Origin of the sequence: Sphingobium nicotianae (genome assembly GCF_018603885.1) — a bacterium.
Lineage (GTDB): Bacteria > Pseudomonadota > Alphaproteobacteria > Sphingomonadales > Sphingomonadaceae > Sphingobium > Sphingobium nicotianae.
Window position 1 is genome coordinate 349,043 of record NZ_JAHGAW010000001.1, and the last position, 19,239, is coordinate 368,281.

Annotated in this window: 16 protein-coding genes and 2 tRNA genes; 9 read left to right on the forward strand and 9 right to left on the reverse strand. The window is 66.2% G+C overall.

Annotated features, from left to right (window positions below):
- Positions 1 to 6: 6 nt before the first annotated feature.
- The 5 genes from KK488_RS01770 to KK488_RS01790 are packed head-to-tail and all read right to left on the reverse strand — an operon-like array spanning position 7 to position 5,004.
- The gene (locus KK488_RS01770; RefSeq protein WP_214621402.1) at positions 7 to 987 is read right to left on the reverse strand and encodes an AAA family ATPase; all 981 of its coding nucleotides are present in this window, start codon (positions 985 to 987) and stop codon (positions 7 to 9) included.
- The gene (gene tmk / locus KK488_RS01775; RefSeq protein ID WP_214621617.1) at positions 984 to 1,613 is read right to left on the reverse strand and encodes a dTMP kinase; all 630 of its coding nucleotides are present in this window, start codon (positions 1,611 to 1,613) and stop codon (positions 984 to 986) included. The genes KK488_RS01770 and tmk overlap by 4 nt, the downstream gene beginning before the upstream one ends.
- 8 nt (positions 1,614 to 1,621) lie before the next feature.
- A complete protein-coding gene (locus KK488_RS01780) occupies positions 1,622 to 2,779 on the reverse strand; it encodes a D-alanyl-D-alanine carboxypeptidase family protein (RefSeq protein WP_214621403.1) in 1,158 nt (385 codons plus the stop codon).
- Positions 2,780 to 2,831: 52 nt separating this feature from the next.
- Positions 2,832 to 3,962: a septal ring lytic transglycosylase RlpA family protein gene (locus KK488_RS01785; protein ID WP_250889975.1), complete on the reverse strand. Its 1,131-nt coding sequence runs from the start codon at positions 3,960 to 3,962 to the stop codon at positions 2,832 to 2,834.
- Positions 3,946 to 5,004 carry a lytic murein transglycosylase gene (locus tag KK488_RS01790; RefSeq protein ID WP_432653827.1) on the reverse strand — a complete coding sequence of 353 codons (1,059 nt, stop codon included), beginning with the start codon at positions 5,002 to 5,004 and terminating at the stop codon, positions 3,946 to 3,948. The genes KK488_RS01785 and KK488_RS01790 overlap by 17 nt, the downstream gene beginning before the upstream one ends.
- A gap of 255 nt (positions 5,005 to 5,259) precedes the next feature.
- On the opposite strand from KK488_RS01790, the gene KK488_RS01795 reads away from it, so the two are divergent.
- A tRNA-Ser gene (locus KK488_RS01795) sits at positions 5,260 to 5,349 on the forward strand.
- Between the two features lie 180 nt (positions 5,350 to 5,529).
- The gene (folD, locus tag KK488_RS01800; RefSeq protein ID WP_214621405.1) at positions 5,530 to 6,453 is read left to right on the forward strand and encodes a bifunctional methylenetetrahydrofolate dehydrogenase/methenyltetrahydrofolate cyclohydrolase FolD; all 924 of its coding nucleotides are present in this window, start codon (positions 5,530 to 5,532) and stop codon (positions 6,451 to 6,453) included.
- Between the two features lie 3 nt (positions 6,454 to 6,456).
- Here folD and KK488_RS01805 read toward each other — a convergent pair whose 3' ends face one another.
- A complete protein-coding gene (locus KK488_RS01805; protein WP_214621406.1) occupies positions 6,457 to 7,461 on the reverse strand; it encodes a methyltransferase in 1,005 nt (334 codons plus the stop codon).
- 264 nt (positions 7,462 to 7,725) lie between these two features.
- Between KK488_RS01805 and murI the strand changes: the two genes are divergently transcribed.
- Both murI and hemA read left to right on the forward strand, forming a co-directional pair.
- Positions 7,726 to 8,538: a glutamate racemase gene (gene murI, locus KK488_RS01810; RefSeq protein ID WP_214621407.1), complete on the forward strand. Its 813-nt coding sequence runs from the start codon at positions 7,726 to 7,728 to the stop codon at positions 8,536 to 8,538.
- A 104-nt stretch (positions 8,539 to 8,642) separates the two neighbouring features.
- Complete coding sequence (gene hemA, locus KK488_RS01815) at positions 8,643 to 9,863, forward strand: 5-aminolevulinate synthase (RefSeq protein WP_214621408.1); 1,221 nt, start codon at positions 8,643 to 8,645, stop codon at positions 9,861 to 9,863.
- A gap of 109 nt (positions 9,864 to 9,972) precedes the next feature.
- Here the strand turns inward: hemA and KK488_RS01820 are convergent, their stop codons facing one another.
- Positions 9,973 to 12,075: a putative bifunctional diguanylate cyclase/phosphodiesterase gene (locus KK488_RS01820; protein ID WP_250889976.1), complete on the reverse strand. Its 2,103-nt coding sequence runs from the start codon at positions 12,073 to 12,075 to the stop codon at positions 9,973 to 9,975.
- Positions 12,076 to 12,146: 71 nt separating this feature from the next.
- Here KK488_RS01820 and moaA point away from each other — a divergent pair, with 71 nt between their 5' ends.
- The 5 genes from moaA (at position 12,147) to KK488_RS01845 (ending at position 16,895) form a co-directional block, all read left to right on the forward strand.
- Entirely contained in the window at positions 12,147 to 13,172 is a 1,026-nt protein-coding gene (gene moaA, locus KK488_RS01825) for a GTP 3',8-cyclase MoaA (protein WP_214621409.1), read from the forward strand.
- Positions 13,173 to 13,179: 7 nt separating this feature from the next.
- Positions 13,180 to 13,950 (forward strand): NAD kinase, encoded by a 771-nt coding sequence (locus KK488_RS01830; protein WP_214621410.1) that lies wholly within the window; start codon positions 13,180 to 13,182, stop codon positions 13,948 to 13,950.
- A gap of 65 nt (positions 13,951 to 14,015) precedes the next feature.
- Positions 14,016 to 14,090, forward strand: a tRNA-Asn gene (locus KK488_RS01835).
- A 179-nt stretch (positions 14,091 to 14,269) separates the two neighbouring features.
- A complete protein-coding gene (locus KK488_RS01840) occupies positions 14,270 to 15,259 on the forward strand; it encodes a DUF535 family protein (protein WP_214621411.1) in 990 nt (329 codons plus the stop codon).
- Between the two features lie 415 nt (positions 15,260 to 15,674).
- Positions 15,675 to 16,895: a glycosyltransferase family 4 protein gene (locus KK488_RS01845; RefSeq protein ID WP_250889977.1), complete on the forward strand. Its 1,221-nt coding sequence runs from the start codon at positions 15,675 to 15,677 to the stop codon at positions 16,893 to 16,895.
- A gap of 171 nt (positions 16,896 to 17,066) precedes the next feature.
- Here KK488_RS01845 and clpX read toward each other — a convergent pair whose 3' ends face one another.
- Positions 17,067 to 18,338 (reverse strand): ATP-dependent Clp protease ATP-binding subunit ClpX, encoded by a 1,272-nt coding sequence (gene clpX / locus KK488_RS01850; RefSeq protein WP_214621412.1) that lies wholly within the window; start codon positions 18,336 to 18,338, stop codon positions 17,067 to 17,069.
- A 221-nt stretch (positions 18,339 to 18,559) separates the two neighbouring features.
- On the reverse strand, positions 18,560 to 19,195 hold the full coding sequence (gene clpP, locus KK488_RS01855; protein WP_214621413.1) for an ATP-dependent Clp endopeptidase proteolytic subunit ClpP: 636 nt from the start codon (positions 19,193 to 19,195) through the stop codon (positions 18,560 to 18,562).
- Positions 19,196 to 19,239: the final 44 nt, after the last annotated feature.

Genomic DNA, 19,239 nt, shown 5'->3' on the forward strand with positions numbered 1-19,239 from the left:
TGATGCCTAGGAGCCAAGCCCCGCCACGGTCCCGCACAGCGTATAGACAAGCGCGCTCGGCTCGAGCTGGAGCGGCGTCACCGCGCCCGCGCCGAGCCGCTGCGCTTCCTCGAAAGCCTCGATCCCCCGCCCCAACGCCGGGCCGCTCGCCTCGCGCATCCGCCGGGCAATGAAACGCGGCACCAGATTGACGAACGCGTCGAGCCGTGGCCGTGCGCTGACGCTGGACAGCGCCGCCATCAGCCGCGCCCGCTCCGTGTCGGCGGAATGCCCACCCCGCGCGATGACCTCGAGCGATTGTTCCAGCGCGGGCATGTCAAGCTCTCGCGACGCGATGGCCTGCCCCGGCGATCCTTCCCCGATGGCGACCAGCCTGGCCCGCTCGGCCGCCGGCACATCCGGGAGCGCCTGCGCCAAGGCGGACAACATGACGTCACCGTCCAGCGCCTGAAAACGCAGGATCCGGCAGCGCGAGCGGATCGTCGGCAACAGCCGTCCCGGTCGATGCGCGACCAGCAGGAAGACGGCGCCTGTGGGCGGTTCCTCGAGATTCTTGAGCAGTGCATTGGCCGCGCCTGTCTCCAGATCGTCGGCGCTGTCGATCAGGATCACGCGCCGCGATCCCATCGACGGCGCGCTGTGGAGCAGTCGGGCGAGGCCGCGCACCTGATCGACGGTGATATTGCGCGCAAGCTGGCCCTCGGCGCTCTTGGTATCGCGCTCGAGCCGTTCAAGCCGCACGAAGTCCGGATGCGATCCCGCCTCCAGCAGCTTGACCGCCATGTCGTCGCCGTCTGGCGCCAACCTGGCTTCGGGCAACCGCCGCCCCGCTCCCGCCACAAGCAGCCGCTTTGCAAAATCGAAGGCGATGCCCGCCTTGCCCACGCCTTTGGGGCCGGCGAAAATCCAGCCATGATGCATGCGCTCGGCGGCGCTCGCCGTGATCAGCTCGGCGATCTGCGCGTCGTGGCCAAGCCAGTCGGTCATGGCAGCCAGTCGGCCAGCGAGGCCAGCAGGCGTGCACTCACCTCGTCGATCGATCCGCGCGCGTCGATCCGCCGGAAGCGGGCCGGCTCCGCATCGGCGAAGCGCTCGAACGCCGCCGCGACCGCGCAATGGAATTCCGCATCGCGCCCGCCGATCCGGTCGGCCGCGCCACCGTCCCGCGCCCCGGCCCGCTCGCTGCTCTCGTCGAGCGGCAAATGCAACAGCAGGGTCCGGTCCGGCAGCAGCCCATCCGAGCCAATGCCGTGCAGCGCCAGGATGTCGGTATCGCTCAGCTCATCGCCAACGCCCTGATAGGCGCGGCTGCTGTCGAGGAACCGGTCGCAGATCACCCATTTGCCGGCTTCCACCGCAGGCAGGATCGTCCGCGCGACATGATCGGCGCGCGCTGCCGCGAAGAGCAGCGCTTCGGCGCGGATCGTCCAGCGATCGGCGGCGCCGGAAAGCAGCAGCCCCCGGATCGCTTCGGCGCCCTCGCTCCCGCCAGGCTCGCGCGTCAGCACGGTCCGGATGCCGCGCTCGCCCAGTGCCGCGGCAAGCCGCCTTGCCTGTGTCGATTTGCCGACGCCCTCGCCACCCTCCAGCGAAATGAAGCGGCCGCGCGGCATGGTTGCGTTCAACCGAACAGCGAGAGGAAACCGGTCCACAGCCGGCCGAAGAAGCCCGCCTCGGAGACCGCCGCGCCGGCCACCAGCGGCAACGACTGGGTGGTGCCATCACCCGCATCGACGACCAGCTTCGCCACTTCCTGCCCCTGCGCGATCGGCGCCTTGATCGGCCCGTCATAGACGATGCGCCCGCGCACTTGCCCGCCGGCCGAAGCGGGGATCGTCGCGACCAGATCACGCGGCGCGACCAGATCGACGCTGCGCGACCAGCCGCCCTGCACCTGGCCGGTGCCGAGCACCGCGCCCTTCTTGGCCATCGGCCGCAGCTTCCAGGCCTTGAAGCCCCAGTCCATGAACCTGACGGATTCGTCGATCCGCCCATTGTAGGTGGAGAGGCCGGCAACGACCATAATCAGCCGCCGGCCGTTCTGGATCGCCGAACCGGTGAAGCCGAAGCCGGCTTCCTCGGTATGGCCGGTCTTGAGGCCGTCCGCGCCGGCGACCTTGCCCAGAATCGGGTTGCGGTTCGCCTGCTCGATGTCGGCACCGCCCATGGTGCGGCCCCATTTGAACGAGGTGGTCGCATAGAATTGCTTGTATAGGTCCGGTGTCTGCTCGATCGTCGCGCGCGCCAGAACGGCCAGATCGCGCGCGGTCACATAGGTCCGCCCCTCGTCCGGCCAGCCGTTGCTGGTGCCGAAATGGCTGTTGGTCAGACCGAGCCTCTTCGCCTCGGCGTTCATGAGGTCGGTGAATGCCTCTTCCGATCCCGAGATCCCTTCGGCCAGCACCACGCAGGCGTCATTGCCCGACAGCGCGACAATGCCATGCAGCAGGTTCTCGACGGTCACCGATTCGTTGTTGCCGATGAACATGGTCGAACCCTGGCCATGCCACTTCTTCCAGGTCTCGGTCCGCATCGGGAAGCTCTGGTCGAGCCTGAGCTTGCCCTCCTTGATGAGTTTGAAGGCAACATGCACCGTCATCATCTTCGCCAGAGATGCGGGCGGCATGCGCCGGCCCGAGTCGCGATCGTAGAGCACCCGTCCCGAGGACAGGTCGATCATGTAGGCGACGGGGGCGGAACTATCATAGCTGGGCGTGCTCGCGGCGGCGGCCGTCACGAGAAACGGCAACGCCAGCGCAAACGGCAAAAATGGTCGCATCGAGAAATCCGGTCATGACGAACGCTAGAACGTGACCGGCGCCGCCGCTCACTTAGCGAGCGTCATTAGCCACCACGCGCGCCTCTGCATAGCCCTTGGCATGGATCGGGCCAAGCGCGCCCCGCGCCGAGGCCTCACTGGCATAAGGCCCCGTGCGGACACGGAAGAGCGACCCGACCGGCATGACGAAACCGCCGACGCTGCGCGCCATGGCATCCGCTTTCACCCGGGAGGAGAGCGCCGCGAGCTGCACGACATAGCCGCCGCTCCGTGCTGCGGGAGCAGCCGGTGCCGCGCGCGCGGGAGCCAGCGCTGCCGGACGAGGCTGGCTCGGTGGAACCGGCGCTGCCGCCACGGCGGAGGGCGGACGCGCCGGAGCGCGCGAGTGGAGCACCGGCACGATTTTGAGCGCCGGGTCGGCCGGGGCGGCATCCGTGCTCGCGCCGAGCGTCGGCGCCGGTGCGCCAAGCGGTGCCGGTTTCGCGGGCAGCCGCTTCATCAGTGCCGCGCGCAATCCGGCCGGCGTCTCCATCCGCTCGCCGACGGGGCTGCCGGCGCGCAATTTCGTGCGCTCCTGCTCGGGCGGGTTGACCTTGCGCACGCGCACGGCCGCAGTGCCATTGGCAGCAATGCCGAGCTGGCGGGCGGCGCCCGGCGAGAGCGCGATCACGCGATCGTTCAGCATCGGCCCGCGATCATTGATGCGCACCAGGATCGTGCGCCCGGTGTCCAGCGCCGTCACCTCGACATAGCTCGGCATCGGCAGGGTGCGGTGCGCCGCGCTGATCGCGCCGGGCACATAGACCTCGCCATTCGCTGTCTGACGGCCATCCGCGGCATCGCCGAGCAGGGCCGCATAGCCAACCTCGTCGAGGCTCGGCACGTCGGCAGGCTGCCAGGCTACGCCGTCGATCGTATAGGGCGCGCCGATGACGGGCTTGTCGTCGTTGCGCATCGCCGCCGCCATCAGCGGTCCGGCGGGCCAGCTTTCGTAGGATTGGGGAGCCGCGACGGGAGCGTCAACAGGCGTGAGCGCGGCAACGGGCGCCAGTGCCGGGCCACCGGCAGGCATCGCAGCGCCCAGCTTCGGCCGGACATCGTCGTTCCGCCCGTCGATCATGCCGCATGCGGTGACCGGCAGAAGCGCCAGCACCGCGACGATGAATTTACTGCCTGACCTCATCCGCCAGAAGCCCCACTGACAACGCGTAGAAATTGGAACAATTGTAGTCCAATATCGCGCGATAGTTACCAGTCAGTAAGTATGCGGTCTTTCCCGGGCCATCGGGTTCCAGAAGCGTCGCCTGGATCTTGCCATCCGGCCAGATGCCTTTGCTGGGCGTGATGCCCATCGCCTGCCATTCGGCCATCGAGCGCCAGCGACTATGCCGACCGAACACCCGCTTGCAGCGCGGCGCGACGATGGGGCTGGCGATCCGGCTGCGATCGAACCCGTCGGGCAGGCGCACGGCGATGCCCCACGGCTCGCCCTTGCGCCAGCCGGCGCGCTGGAAATAATTGGCGATGGAAGCAAGCGCATCGGCCTGGCTCGACCAGATATTGGGCTGCCCGTCGCCATCGGCATCGCGCGCATCGCGCAGATAGACGCTCGGCAGGAACTGCGGGTAACCGAACGCACCGGCATAGCTCCCGATCAACCGCTCGCGCGGTACGCCGCGCTGCATCATCACCATGACCGAGAGCAGCTCCGGCTCGAACAGCGCACGCCGCCGCCCTTCATAGGCCAGTGTCGCCAGGGAACGGAGCAGGTCGAAATCGCCGGTGATCGTGCCGTAATTCGTCTCATGCCCGAAAATCGCGACCATGATCTCCTCGGGCACGCCGGTATCGCGCTCGATCCCGCGCAGCAGCGCGCGATTGGCCTCATAGACCGCGCGGCCGCGCGCGATCTTGGAGGCATCGATATGCTGACGGCGATATGGCTCGAAATCGGGGATCGGCGCGTCATCGGCCGTCGGCATGTTGCCGCGGTCCAGTGCCGCCACGCGCGGATTGAAGGTCAGTCCGGCGATCGCCCGCTCGAAGGTCGCATCGCTCACGCCGAGCGCCTGCGCCCTTGGCCGCAGCCCCTGCAGATAGGTCGCAAAGCCCGTCTCGGTCGCAGATCCCACCGTCGAGGTCGATGACTGGCAATATCCCGGCCCGATCGCAAGCGCACCAAGCGCGATGACACTGACGAGGCGAAGAAGAATGCGAAGGCGCACGGCGCGAATGGAAGCAGGCATGCCCTATAGTGCCATGTCGTGCCCCCGAGGCAAGGCCAGCGAGAGACGGTCCGGCGCATTTGCCCGATCGGCCCCGCGCACCTGCCCAGCCCGGCTGCGGAAATCGCGTCGCATCATCGGGAGGAGCCTTGCATCGCGAGGACGTCTTGCGGCAGGCGCCGGGTCGTCGCGGCGCCCTGGTCGATGCCATCCCCTTCCCTTCGCCGCGACTTTCATCTAGGCCCCCGCCGACAAGGACAGGTGGCCGAGTGGTTTAAGGCAGCGGTCTTGAAAACCGCCGTGGGTGGAAGCTCACCGTGGGTTCGAATCCCACCCTGTCCGCCATATCTGCGCCAACCGCAGATCTCGACCCAAAGCTGGGCGGACCCCAGCAGCCCTTTCTTGGAAGGGTCTCAGTGGCTGGCCCGGCGATGAATATAGCCAATCCGCGCGGCACCGCGTCAGACGTCTCGACGGCGGCACCCCGCGCGGCTATCGAAAACGGAGCTCGCTCCCCACAGCCCGATGAAAGGGACCATTGTGACCTCGACTGCCCTGAAGCCCGACGCCCCGACCGGCGCCACGATCATCGACGGCAAGGCCGTCGCGCTCAAGATGCGCGACGAGCAGCGCGCGCGGATCGAGGCGCTGCAGGCCAGGGGGGTGACGCCGGGCCTGGCGGTGGTGCTGGTCGGCGAGGATCCGGCGTCGAGCATCTATGTGCGGCGCAAGGTGAAGGCGTGCGAGGCGGTCGGCATCAAGTCGATCAGCCATCGCTACCCCGCCACCATCTCCAACGAGGAGCTGCTGGTGCTGATCGGCAAGCTCAATGCCGATCCCAACGTCCACGGCATTCTCGTCCAGCTTCCCCTCCCCGCCCATATCGACATGGCCAAGGTGCTGGAGACCATCGCGCCGGAGAAGGATGTCGACGGCTTCCATCTCTACAATGTCGGCGCGCTGGTCGTCGGGCGACAGATCTTCCCGCCCTGCACGCCCTATGGCGTCATGCACCTGCTCGAACATAGCGGGATTGAGATCGAGGGACGCAACGTCGTCGTGGTCGGCGCGTCCAACATCGTCGGCAAGCCGATGGCGCTGATGCTGATGGCCCGCGACGCCACCGTCGCGATCTGCCACGCCAAGACGCGCGATCTCGGCCAGTGGACGATCCTCGCGGATATTCTCGTGGTCGCGGCGGGCGTCCCCAATCTCATCGTGCCGCAGATGGTCAAGACCGGCGCGGTTGTCATCGATGTTGGCATCAACCGCCTGGCGGATGGCCGCATCGTCGGCGACGTCGATTTCGAGGGCGTGCGCAAGAAGGCCTCGCACATCTCGCCCGTCCCCGGCGGCGTCGGCCCGATGACCATCGCCATGCTGCTCGAGAACACGATCATCTCGGCGGAGCGGACCGCGGGAATCCGAGGGCCTGCGGACGAGTTCTGACGCCTATCCCACCCGCGCCTCGATCGCGGAATAAGCCGCGTCGATCTCCACGATCTTCGTGATCGTCAGGCCCGCCTCGCTCAGCAGGGCGTGATATTCCGCCTCGGTGCGCTCTTTGCCGCCGACGGTCAGCATGGTGAGGTCGCCGCGGATCACGTCCTGGTCCACCTCGCTCACCGTCTCCGGCACGATTCGCTCGATGACGAGGATGCGGCCATCGCCGATGACCTTGGCGCAATTGCGCAGGATGGTCAGCGAATTGGCGTCGTTCCAGTCGTGCAGGATGAACTTGAGCATGATGCAGTCGGCGCCCGCCGGCACGCTCTCGAAGAAACTGCCGCCCAGATAATCGACCCGGCCGCCGACGCCCTGCTCGTCCAGATAGCGCAGCGCCACCCCGGACAGGGTCGGGAGATCATAGACCTGCCCCTTGAGCTGCGGATTGGCCTCCAGCGGGCCGACCAGCAGCGCGCCATAGCCGCCGCCCGCGTCCATCAGCGTCCGGCAATCCGAAAAGTCATAGACCTGCGCCAGCGCGCGTCCGACTCGCAGGCTGCCCTCGGCCATCGCCCGGTTGAACACGTCGGCGCTCGCCACGTCCGCCTGCTGCTGCGCGAAATGGTCGATACCGGAGGGGGCGGACGCCTCGCCGGTACGGATGCTCTCCCCAATCCCGGCAAAGCTGTACCACATCCGGTCGGACCAGTGCCCGGTCATGCCATTGAGCGAATCGGCCGCGTCGCGGCGCAGATATTGGCCTAGCGAAGTCAGGGTGAAGCGATTGCCGGGCTCGTGGCGCAGCAGGCCCAGCGTCGCCAGCCCGCGCAGCAGCCGCATGACGCCGTCCGGGTTCGCGCCGGTCGCCTGCGCCAGCGCGTCCGCGCTCGTCGTCCCGTCACCGATCCTTTCGAACAGGCCGAGCTTGACACCCTCGCCGATCACCTGCGTTTTCCAGGCGCCGGTGATCATGCCGATGACCTGATCGCGTTCAGAAACTGCCGCCGCCATCTCGTCCTCTCCTCGCTTTGCTGGTCTGTTGGCAGAAAGATGATGACTCCTCAACATCGCTTGAAAAATCTGTCCCGTGCGGCGCGGGCTATGCCAGGATAACGGCCTCAGCATGGTCACCCTCATCACCAGTCCGAATTTCCGTTGCTTGTGACCATGATCATGGCGTGACCCCAGTGTGACCTTTCGCCCGAAAATCGTGCCACGGCGGCATCCGCGAATCCGCCGGTTGACTTGCCTCGACACCACGCCACAAGGAAGCCCATGCTCGACGCCACGACGCCCCCGGACGCCCCCGTGCTCTTCTTCGATTCGGGCGTCGGCGGTCTCACCATCCTCGGCCCGGCCAAGGCGCTGATGTCGCACATCCCGGTCGTCTATGCGGCCGACAGCGCCGGTTTTCCTTATGGCACCAAACCAGACAGCGAGATCGCCGCGCGCGTCCCTGCCCTGCTCGGCCGCCTCGTCGAGCGCTATCGCCCGCGCATCGCCGTCATCGCCTGCAACACCGCCGCGACCATCGCGCTCAGCCATGTCCGCGCCGCGCTCGACATCCCCGTGGTCGGCACCGTGCCCGCCATCAAGCCCGCCGCCATCGCGTCCAGGACCCGTGTCATCGGTGTGCTCGGCACCGACGCGACCGTGCGCCAACCCTATGTCGACCGCCTGACCGCCGAGCATGGCGCCGATTGCACGGTGCTGCGTCACGGCAGCGCCGCGCTCGTGGCCTATGTCGAGGCCCGCTTGCGCGGCGCCCCGGCCGATCCCTCGGTGCCCGCCGACGCGCTTGCGGGCCTGCTCGATCAGCCGGGCGGCGATCGCATGGATATGGTCGTCCTGGCCTGCACCCATTTCCCCCTGGTGCAGGACGAGCTGGAGGCAGCCGCGCCGCGCCCCATCACCTTCCTGGATGGCGCCGCCGGCATCGCCCGCCGCATCGCCTATCTCAATGGCGATGCGCCCTGGCCACAAACCGCGCCGGAGGGCATCGCCGTCTTCACGCGTGTCGATGCGGAGGTCGAGAAGCTGGCACCAGCGCTCGCGCGCTTCGGCTTGACTCAGATCAGGGCATTGTAGGGACAGACTGCTTATTCTGATTGGGAATTTGAGAGCTATTATCAGTGGCGCTCGGCGGAATTGACCGCTAGATGCGCGGGAACGAGACGGGGTTGCTGCCGACAATGAACTACCAGCATATCTTCACTCAGGCGATCGAACGCCTGCACGGAGAAGGGCGCTATCGCGTCTTCATCGACATCCTGCGCAACAAGGGGGCCTTCCCCAACGCGCGCTGCTTCGCGCATCATAATGGTCCCAAGCCGATCACGGTCTGGTGCTCGAACGACTATCTCGCCATGGGCCAGCACCCGAGCGTGATCGCCGCCATGGAAGAGGCGCTGCACGATGTCGGCGCGGGCTCGGGCGGCACGCGCAACATCGGCGGCAACACGCATTATCATGTCGATCTGGAAGCCGAGCTGGCCGATTTGCACGGCAAGGAAGGCGCTCTGCTCTTCACCTCGGGCTATGTCTCCAACGAGGCGACGCTCGGCACGCTCGGCAAGATCCTGCCCGGCTGCATCATCTTCTCGGACGAGCTCAACCACGCCTCGATGATCGCGGGCATCCGCAACTCGGGCTGCGAGAAGCGTGTCTTCCGCCACAATGATCTGGCGCATCTGCGCGAGCTGCTCGCCGCGGCCGATCCCGATGCGCCCAAGCTCATCGCGTTCGAGAGCGTCTATTCGATGGACGGCGACATCGCACCGATCGCGGCGATCTGCGACATCGCCGACGAATATAACGCGCTGACCTATTGCGACGAGGTTCATGCCGTCGGCATGTACGGCCCGCGTGGCGGTGGCATCACCGAGCGCGACGAGGTCGCCCATCGCGTGACGATCCTTGAGGGCACACTCGGCAAGGCGTTCGGTGTCATGGGCGGCTATATCGCGGCCGATCAGGTGATCATCGATGTGATCCGCAGCTATGCGCCCGGTTTCATCTTCACGACCTCGCTGTCGCCGGTGCTGGTCGCCGGCGTGCTGGCGGCGGTGCGTCATCTCAAGGGCAGCCAGATCGAGCGCGATCAGCAGCAGGCGGCTGCGGCATTCCTCAAGGCTGAGATGGCCGCGAACGGCCTCCCCGTCATGCCCTCGGTCACGCACATCGTGCCGCTGATGGTCGGCGATCCGGTCAAGGCCAAGCGGATCAGCGACATTCTGCTCGCCGAATATGGCATCTACGTGCAGCCGATCAATTTCCCGACCGTCCCGCGCGGCACCGAGCGCCTGCGCTTCACCCCCGGCCCGTCGCACTCGGAGGAGATGATGCGCGAGCTGGTCGTGGCCCTGGTCGAGATCTGGGACCGGCTGGAGCTGGAGTTCCGCGAGGCGGCCTGACGCCTTTCGTTCTGTTAGTTCTGTCACCGTCATCCCAGCGAATGCTGGGATCTCGTCCGTCAGCGGCCCGCCAGCCCGCCTGAGACCCCAGCATTCGCCGGGGTGACGGTTACGGGGCCACCAATCCCGCCAGCACCTCGCTCGTCACCGGCGGCGAGCGCAGGAAGCCCTGATAGCAAGTCGCCCCGGCCCGTGCGAGCAGCGCCAGCTGCTGCTCGGTCTCGACGCCCTCGGCGATCACGCCAAGGTCGAGCGAGCGCGCCATGTCGATGATCGCACGCACGATGATCCGGTCGCGCCCGGTCCCGGTGATATCGCGCGCGATGCTGCTGTCGATCTTGAGATAGTCGAGCGGCAGCGCCTTGAGATAAGCGAGGCTCGAATAGCCGGTTCCGAAATCATCGACGGCAACTGCCAGCCCCGCCTCGCGTAATTGGGTCAGCAGCAGCGAGGCGCTGTCGAGATCCTCGACCAGCCCGCTTTCGGTCAGCTCCACGGTCAGCCGCTCGCGCGCGAAGCCCGACTCGTCGACCAGGCGCAGGAAACTCGCCAGAAAGTCCGGCTCGGCAATGTCCGCCGCCGTCACGTTCACCGCGAGCCGCAGGTGCCGCAGCGCCTCGGGCCAGGCGGCCGCCTCTGCGAGCGCTCGCGCATGGATATGGTCCGAGAGCGGCAGCATGAAATCCGAGCGCTCGGCGATCGAGAACAGGGCGCCCGCGCCAATCTCGCCATAGTGGGGATGCTGCCAGCGGGCGAGCGCCTCCACCCCGATGATGCCGTCGCTCGCCATGTCATATTGCGGCTGGAACAGGATCTGGATCTGTCCACTGTCGAGGGCGTGACGCAGATCGTCGTGGAGCCGGTCATCGTCGACGATGCGGCTACTGTCGTCGGCGACGCGCACACGGATTCCGCCCTGCGCCCCGCCCCGCCGGGCATCGGCCAGCGTGTTGCTTGCCCGACGCAGAATCCGTTCCGCCGTGTCCCCCTCCTGCCCCAGCGCGATGCCGCAGCGGCTGGAGAGGCGGATGAGGAAGTCGCCCGCGTTGAAGGGTCGGCTGATCTCCGCGATCGCCTGCCGCGCCAGCAGCGCGGCGCGCTCGAGCGGCGGCTCGACCGTACCGGGCTCGCCGGTCAGGCCGATCAGGAACTCCGTGCCGGTCAGCCGCGCTATCAACGCCTCGCGCGCGCCCATCGCATCGAGCAGGCGCGTCATGCGCATGGCGACCCGGTTCAGCATCGCATCGCCCACGAGCCGTCCATAGGCGCTATTGACCCGATCGAACTCGCCAAGGCCCACGAGCAGTACCACCGGGCGACGACCATCGGCCTGAACATGCTCGATCCAGCGGACCGCACCCTGCCGGCTGGCGAGACCGGTCATCGAGTCACGGTCGCGCGAGTCCGGTCGCCGATGGGTGTTGAGCTCCTCGATCTCGCCGCTGAAGCCGTTGGAGTCCGGGTAGAGATGTTGCACGAGCCGCCGTCCCGACTGTCCCGGCACGGCATGCGCGAACGCGGCCGGCATCAGATCATCGACGGCATGGCGGATCGCCGCGATCGCGCCGCTGCGATCCGACCGATCGAGCGCGCGCACGAGGTCGCTGATCGTCCAGCGGCTGTGATCCACGTCGGGCGAGATCATCACCAGCATCTCGGCCAGTGCCGGGCTGACGGACAGCGTCCGCTCCGCGCCGTTCCAGCGCCAGAAGAGCGCATCGCTGCGCTGGACGGCGTGACGATTGCGCGCTGCGGCGAGGCTGCCGATCAACCGCTCGGCCAGCTTGTCGGCCGCGCGCAGGGCGGTCGCGAGCCGTCCCTGCGAAATAACGCCATCGAGCAGATGCGTGACGCCGGCCGCGACGAGATCGGTCACGTGCGGCGCACCGGCATCATCGACCAACGCCAGCAACGCCCCGCCCGATGCCTCCACGGCATCGGCAAGTCCCGCCACCACCGTCATTGCCTGGTGATCGTCCAGCCCGCGCAGATCGACGAGGGCCGTGCGCGCAAGGCTGCCCAGATAGCGGCTCTCGGCGCGGTCCCGGCGGCGTGCAGCCACCGGCTTCCAGCCCGCCCGGCTCGCCATGACCGACAATTCGTCGCGCTGGTCCAGAGACAGGATGAAAAGAGGCAGCACATCCGGCTGGTCCGTAAAAACGGGCGCCGAGCCATCCCGGCCCTCGGTCTGCGTGGCGGAAACCTTTGTCAAAACCGGTTGCGACCTGTTCCAATTTGGGCGGCATGGTTGCGCCTTCTCCCCTCATCGCCTAGCTAAGAGGCATGGCGAACGCAATCGACACGCTGCCGGACCCCGACAAAGGCCTGCGCGACTCCTTCGGGCGGCGCATCGACTATCTGCGCATTTCCGTGACGGACCGCTGCGACCTGCGCTGCCGCTATTGCATGGACGAGGTCATGCAGTTCCTGCCCAAGCGGGAAATCCTGACCCTCGAAGAGATTGCGGTCATCGCCGATCGCTTCATCGCGCGCGGCATCCGCCGCATCCGCCTCTCAGGCGGCGAGCCGCTGGTGCGGCGCGATTTCGCGGATCTGGCCCGTGCGCTCGGCCGGCATGTGAAGTCCGGCGCGCTCGACGAGCTGACCCTTACCACCAACGGCACCCAGCTCGCCCGGCATGCCGAGATGCTGGTCGATGCCGGCGTGCGCCGCATCAATGTCAGTCTCGATGCGCTCGACCCCGCCATCTTCGCGCACATCACGCGCGGCGGCGATCTCGCCAAGGTGCTCGAGGGCCTGTCGGCCGCGCGCGATGCCGGCCTCAAGGTCAAGCTCAACACGGTGGCCCTGCGCGGCGTCAACGAAGACCAGATCCTGCCGCTGCTCGATTATTGCGAATCGTTGGGGTTCGACCTCACGCTCATCGAGACCATGCCGCTCGGCGACATCGCCGATGCCCGCTCCGACCAGTATCTGCCGCTGATCGAGGCGATCGCGCCGATCCGAGAGACGCATGACCTCATTCCGCTCGACGAGCGCACCGGCGGTCCCGCCCGCTATTTCGCTCTGTCGGGCAGCAACGTCCGACTCGGCCTGATCACGCCGCTCTCGAACAATTTCTGCGCGGACTGCAATCGCATGCGCCTCACCTGCCAGGGCCGCATCTACATGTGCCTGGGCCATGAGGATCATGTCGATCTCAAGGCGGCCTTCCGCGAGCAGGGCGTCGCCGGCATCGATGCGCTGCTCGATCGGGCGCTCGCGGCCAAGCCGATCGCGCACGACTTCAGCGTGGCAAAGGGCGCCGCACCCTCGACGCGCCGCCACATGAGCGTCACGGGCGGATAAGGACAATATGGAGCGCAAGCTCGCTCTCGTCGCCTCTCCGACCGAAGCGGCGCAGGAAGCCGCGCGGCGGCTGCATGCCGTCTCGCAATTCGTGCCGTTCAACCAGGCTGACACGATCATCGCGCTCGGCGGCGACGGTTTCATGCTCCAGACTCTGCACGGCATGCTGGAGAATCACCGCACGCTGCCGATCTTCGGCATGAACCTTGGCACGGTCGGCTTCCTGATGAACGAGTGGCGGCTCGACGGTCTGGACCAGCGCCTCGACAGGGCCAAGGTGTACAAGGTCAACCCGCTGCGCATGCATGCCACGACGGTGAGCGGCGAACAGGTCACGCTGCCGGCGATCAACGAGGTTTCGCTGCTGCGCGAGACGCGCCAGACGGCATGGCTGGAGGTGTCGGTCGACAATCGCGTGGTGATCCCGGAGCTCGTCTGCGACGGCGCGCTGGTGGCGACGCCGGCGGGATCGACCGCCTATAATCTCTCCGCGCAGGGGCCGATCCTGCCGCTCGGCTGCGGCCTCGTCGCGCTGACGCCGATCAGTCCGTTCCGCCCGCGACGCTGGCGCGGCGCCATCCTGCCGGAGCGCACCAAGGTCAAGATGCGGGTGGTCGACCCCGTGAAGCGCCCAGTTTCCGCCGTCGCCGACCAGCGCGAAGTGCGCGACGTGGCCTCGGTCGAGATCGCCATAGACCAGGCCATGCCGCTCACCTTGCTGTTCGATCCGGAGCACACGCTGGACGACCGCATCGCCGCCGAACAATTTATCGCCTAAGCGACTTGCCATCTTAAGAAAGCCGCTGCTATAGGCGCCCCCTCGTCGGGCGAAAGTCCGACTGCTCCCCGATAGCTCAGCGGTAGAGCATTCGACTGTTAATCGAATGGCCGTAGGTTCGAATCCTACTCGGGGAGCCACTTTTCCTGGTGGCGCAGCGCCCTCTCCCGCCTCTGCCCGCCCGTCTGAACCGATTCCCAAAATAAAGCAGCCGATTTGCGAACCGCGCGTCCGGGTGGAGTGCGGAATCGCGGGCGCGGCGCCGTCAACATTCCAGTCCCGCGCTGGCCATTTCGGCGGCAGGGAGCCGGAGCGTTTCGTGCAGCCCGCCCATTTCGTCTTGATCTACGGTGAGGCTGCTCTGGTCTCGGGAAGCCTCACTTATGGCTCCAAGCTGTTGTGGGATCGCAGGCGCGGGCAGCTCGGCAGCGCGATCATCCCGCAGCTCCGCAGGATCGCCCATATCTCTTTGACCATGACCCGAAATCCGGACGTCATCATACGCTCGCTACGGATCGACGGGAAGCTCTCCGGGATCGCTCATGAAGCAGCCGAAGGCCCCTTTTTCATGCGCCCCTTTCGCCCGCTCTCCTGCGCGGGCTGGAGCGGAACCGAGAAGCTCGATCGCATCCTTGACCATTTTAACACCGTCAGGGCACTTGGCGGGGTCCTGATGCCCGAACGGGACGCTATTCGGACACTGGCCAAGCTGCAGACACTGGGCGAAGACTATCGCCTGACCATCGACGAACCTGGCTGGATGTCGTTCGATGGCCTCACGACCCTGAGCCTCTGGAAGGGAATCGATCGCCTTTTCTCGATCAGCTTCGTGCTGTCCTCGGCGGAAGGACGCCTGCACTGCTATATCGGCGGGCTTCAGGGGCGCGGCGATACAGCGGTCAGGGATCTCTACCGGGACATGACCAAAGAGGCCCATGGCCTGCGCCCGCGCGACCTGATGATCGAATTGCATCGCATGATGTGCCGTGCTCTTGGCGTTTCGGACATTCAGGCGGTCGCCGATGAAGCGCGCTTCCATCGCGACGGTTATTATCGCCACAGCGGCTACGGCGTCACCAGCTTCAACTATGACGAGGCCTGGGCCGACCGGGGCGGCGTCCGGCTCGATCGGAACTGGTATCGGATGCCGGTGGATCCCGTCCGGCGCGATGCCGAGACAATCCCCGCTAGGAAACGGAGCCTCTATCGGCAGCGTTATGCCCTACTCGACGCTCTGGAACTGGAGATACATGAGGCCGTCAGCCGCATGATCGACGGCCGGGGTGCGCGCACCGCGCGAACTGCCTGATCGGCGCTCCGTGAAGCCCGGCTTCAGGGCGCTATGACTTTTGCCCCCTGCTATTCCAAATGAAAAATAGACATTTCCCCTGCACGCGGCTCTCAGCCGCCTGTCGCCCGAAGGGATGATGATGGTCGATCAGTCTTGACGCCGCCTACCAAACTTCGGGCTCCAGATTCTGCTCGGTCTCGCCGCTGGTGTCCTGCTCGGCCTCTGGGCGCGCGCTGCCGCTCGAAGGCGTCGCCTGCTGCTCGCGATCGACCCCATCCTCGACATGGGTCGCACCGCCGTCAACGTCGCCGGCCAGGCGCTGTCGCCAAGCGCGCCTGCTCGACGAGGAGCAATATCGCTCTCATGAGCCAAGCGCCGAGCTGCCCGCCTGAATTGCCGTCAGCCGCGTTGACAGGACGCACCCGCTCACCGCATGACCGGCGCGTCCATGAAGCTCGCCTATCTCCTCAACACCTATCCGCTGATCAGCACGACCTTCATCCGGCGTGAGATCCAGGCGATCGAGGCGCTGGGCCAGCCGGTCGAGCGCTTCGCCGTGCGCGACTGGGATGGCGAACTGGTCGATCCGGACGACATCGCCGAGCATGGCAAGACGCGCTACATCCTGACCGGCGGCAAAAGCGCGCTGCTGCGCGACGTGTTGCTCACCCTGCTCGCCCATCCGCTGCGCACCCTCATGCTGCTGCCGCTCTGGTGGCGGGTGTGGCGCAATGCCGAGCGCAAGTTCGTCGAACATGTCGCCTATCTGCTGGAAGCCATGGCCTTTGCCCGCCGCGCCGGAGCGCTGGACGTCGATCATGTCCATGTCCACTTCTCGACCAACGCGGCGACAGTCGCCCTGTTCGCTCGCCGCTTGGGCGGCCCCAGCTACAGCATCACGGTCCACGGCCCGGACGAGATCGTCCCCGGCGAACCGGCCCGCCTTTCCATCCGCGAGAAGGCGCGCGACGCCGCCTTCCTCGTCGCCATCACCCGCTATTGCCGCGACCGTATCGCGCAGGAGGCGCCGGACAGCGCCGACAAGATCCGCATCGTTCCGTGCGGCATCGATCTCGCCCAATTCCCCTTCTCGCCCGATCCGCCCGCGAGCAGCCGCGTCATCTGCATCGGCCGCCTCTGCGCCAACAAGGGGCAAATCCACATCCCGCCCGCCATCGCCCAGGTGATCGAGGAATTCCCCGATCTGGTCGTCGAGCTGATCGGTGGTGGCGAGGACGAGGCGGCGATCCGCGCCGCGATCGCCCGCCACAAGGTCGAGGATCATGTCATCGTGCATGGCTGGGGCACCGGGGCCTATGTCCGCGAGCAGCTGCTCGCCGGCCGGGCAATGCTCCTGCCCAGCTATGCCGAGGGTCTGCCGATCGGCATCATGGAAGCCTTCGCCATCGGCCGCCCGGTGCTGAGCACGACGATCGCGGGCATTCCCGAGCTGCTGGACGGCGACTGCGGCTGGATCTTCGCGCCGGGCGACGAGAGTGCCATAGCGGACGCCCTGCGCGGCATCATGCGCGCGACGCCGGAGCAGCGGGCCGCCATGGGCGCGGAGGGACGCCGCCGGGTCGAGGAGCGGCATGATCTGCACAAGTCCGCGCAGACATTGTTGCTCGCATTTCAGAACCGCCCTGCCACCTGACCGTTATCCCAGCGACCCGTAGGGCGACCGAAGGTCAACGCTGGGATCTCGTCCGGGAGGTCACCCATATCCGCAGCAGATCCCGGCTTTCGCCAGGATGACGAGAGTATACACAAAAAAAGCCCCCGACTTTCGCCGGAGGCTCTTTTATTGTGTCAGACGGCGAACGTCTTAGGCCGCGTCGCTGCTCGCCTTGCGCTTGGTCTCAGCAAAGACGCGGACGGGATCCTTGCGGCCCTCGACCACATCCTTGTCGACCACCACCTCGGTCACGCCTTCCATGGTCGGCAGGTCGAACATCGTGTCGAGCAGGATCGCCTCGATGATCGAGCGCAGGCCGCGTGCGCCAGTCTTGCGCTCGATGGCACGCTGGGCGATCGCGGTGAGCGCGTCCTCGGTGAAGGTGAGGTCGACATCCTCCAGCTCGAACAGTTTGCCATATTGCTTGACCAGCGCGTTCTTCGGCTCGGTCAGGATCTGCACGAGCGCTGCGATGTCGAGATCCTCAAGCGTCGCGATGACCGGCAAGCGGCCCACAAACTCGGGGATGAGCCCGAATTTGAGGAGGTCCTCCGGCTCGCTCTGCTTGAGCAACTCGCCCGTGCGGCGCTCCTCCGGCGCGGCGACATGCGCGCCGAAGCCGATCGACTTGCCCTCGAGGCGGTCACCGATGATCTTCTCCAGACCCGCGAACGCGCCGCCACAGATGAACAGGATGTTGGTCGTGTCGACCTGCAGGAATTCCTGCTGCGGATGCTTGCGGCCGCCCTGCGGCGGCACGGAGGCGGTGGTGCCTTCCATCAGCTTCAGCAGCGCCTGCTGCACGCCCTCGCCCGAGACGTCGCGCGTGATCGAGGGATTCTCGGCCTTGCGGCTGATCTTGTCGATCTCGTCGATATAGACGATGCCGCGCTGCGCCTTCTCGACATTATAGTCGCTGGCCTGCAGCAGCTTCAGGATGATATTTTCGACATCTTCGCCGACATAGCCCGCTTCGGTCAGCGTCGTCGCATCCGCCATGGTGAAAGGCACGTCGAAGGTCTTGGCGAGCGTCTGGGCAAGCAGCGTCTTGCCGCAGCCGGTCGGACCCACCAGCAGGATGTTGGACTTGGCCAGTTCAACATCGCCGGCCTTGCCGCCATGCTCGAGCCGCTTGTAATGATTGTGGACCGCCACCGAAAGCACGCGCTTGGCGCGCTTCTGGCCGATCACATAATCGTTGAGCACATCGCAGATCGCCTGCGGAGTCGGCGTGGCGCCGTCCTTGCGACCGACGAGACCGCCCTTGGTCTCCTCGCGGATGATGTCGTTGCAGAGTTCGACGCACTCATCGCAGATGAACACGGTCGGTCCGGCGATAAGCTTGCGCACCTCGTGCTGCGATTTGCCGCAGAACGAGCAGTAAAGAGTGCTCTTGGAGTCGCTGCCCTGGAGCTTCGTCATTCAGTCACCTCGTTAGACCTGCTCGGATAACATCGCATATGTTAACCCCGGGTGAGTCCGGGAACAGCCGAGCGGTCCTGTCTGACACAATATGTCGATCCTGAGACGAATCCACAACCCGTTCCGCGTGATATGCGCGCCGTGCCGAATTTCCGCCGTCTGATAGGTTAACCGACGCCGTCTTTCGAAGGCGCCGGCATGTGTTCGTCGCGCGTCTTTGATTAGCTTCCGGGTGTTTCCGACACTTCGGGCCGCTTGCCATAGACTTCATCGACCAGACCGAAAGCTTTCGCTTCGTCTGCTTCGAGGAACGTATCGCGATCCATCGCTGCCTCGATCTCGGCCAGTGACTTGCCGGTATAGTCGACATACAGATCATTGAGGCGCTTGCGGATCCGCAGGATTTCCTTGGCCTGGATCTCGATGTCGGACGCCATGCCCTGCGCGCCGCCGGAGGGCTGATGGATCATGATCCGCGAATTGGTCATCGCGTAGCGCATGCCCTTCTCGCCCGACGCGAGCAGGAAGCTGCCCATCGAGGCCGCCTGGCCGATGCAGACCGTGCCGACCTTGGGGCGGATATATTTCATCGTGTCGTGGATCGCCATGCCGCTGGTCACCACGCCACCGGGCGAGTTGATGTACATCCAGATGTCCTTCTTCGGATTTTCCGATTCCAGGAACAGCAGCTGGGCGACGATCACCGAGGCCATATGATCCTCGACCTGGCCGGTCACGAAGATGATGCGCTCGCGAAGCAGGCGCGAATAGATGTCGAAACTGCGCTCGCCCCGGTTGGACTGTTCGATGACGATGGGGACGAGAGCATTGAGCGGATCGAACGGAGGATTGATCATGGTCTGCTTTCTTTTGTTGGCCGGTGTGCGAGCACTACATCGGA

Bases quoted from the DNA above. Each gene is read 5' to 3' on its own strand.
- KK488_RS01770 (WP_214621402.1), bottom strand. From the start codon at position 987: ATGACCGACTGGCTTGGCCACGACGCGCAGATCGCCGAGCTGATCACG.
- tmk (WP_214621617.1), bottom strand. From the start codon at position 1,613: ATGCCGCGCGGCCGCTTCATTTCGCTGGAGGGTGGCGAGGGCGTCGGC.
- KK488_RS01780 (WP_214621403.1), bottom strand. From the start codon at position 2,779: ATGCGACCATTTTTGCCGTTTGCGCTGGCGTTGCCGTTTCTCGTGACG.
- KK488_RS01785 (WP_250889975.1), bottom strand. From the start codon at position 3,962: ATGAGGTCAGGCAGTAAATTCATCGTCGCGGTGCTGGCGCTTCTGCCG.
- folD (WP_214621405.1), top strand. From the start codon at position 5,530: ATGAAAGGGACCATTGTGACCTCGACTGCCCTGAAGCCCGACGCCCCG.
- KK488_RS01805 (WP_214621406.1), bottom strand. From the start codon at position 7,461: ATGGCGGCGGCAGTTTCTGAACGCGATCAGGTCATCGGCATGATCACC.
- murI (WP_214621407.1), top strand. From the start codon at position 7,726: ATGCTCGACGCCACGACGCCCCCGGACGCCCCCGTGCTCTTCTTCGAT.
- hemA (WP_214621408.1), top strand. From the start codon at position 8,643: ATGAACTACCAGCATATCTTCACTCAGGCGATCGAACGCCTGCACGGA.
- moaA (WP_214621409.1), top strand. From the start codon at position 12,147: ATGGCGAACGCAATCGACACGCTGCCGGACCCCGACAAAGGCCTGCGC.
- KK488_RS01830 (WP_214621410.1), top strand. From the start codon at position 13,180: ATGGAGCGCAAGCTCGCTCTCGTCGCCTCTCCGACCGAAGCGGCGCAG.
- KK488_RS01845 (WP_250889977.1), top strand. From the start codon at position 15,675: ATGACCGGCGCGTCCATGAAGCTCGCCTATCTCCTCAACACCTATCCG.
- clpX (WP_214621412.1), bottom strand. From the start codon at position 18,338: ATGACGAAGCTCCAGGGCAGCGACTCCAAGAGCACTCTTTACTGCTCG.
- clpP (WP_214621413.1), bottom strand. From the start codon at position 19,195: ATGATCAATCCTCCGTTCGATCCGCTCAATGCTCTCGTCCCCATCGTC.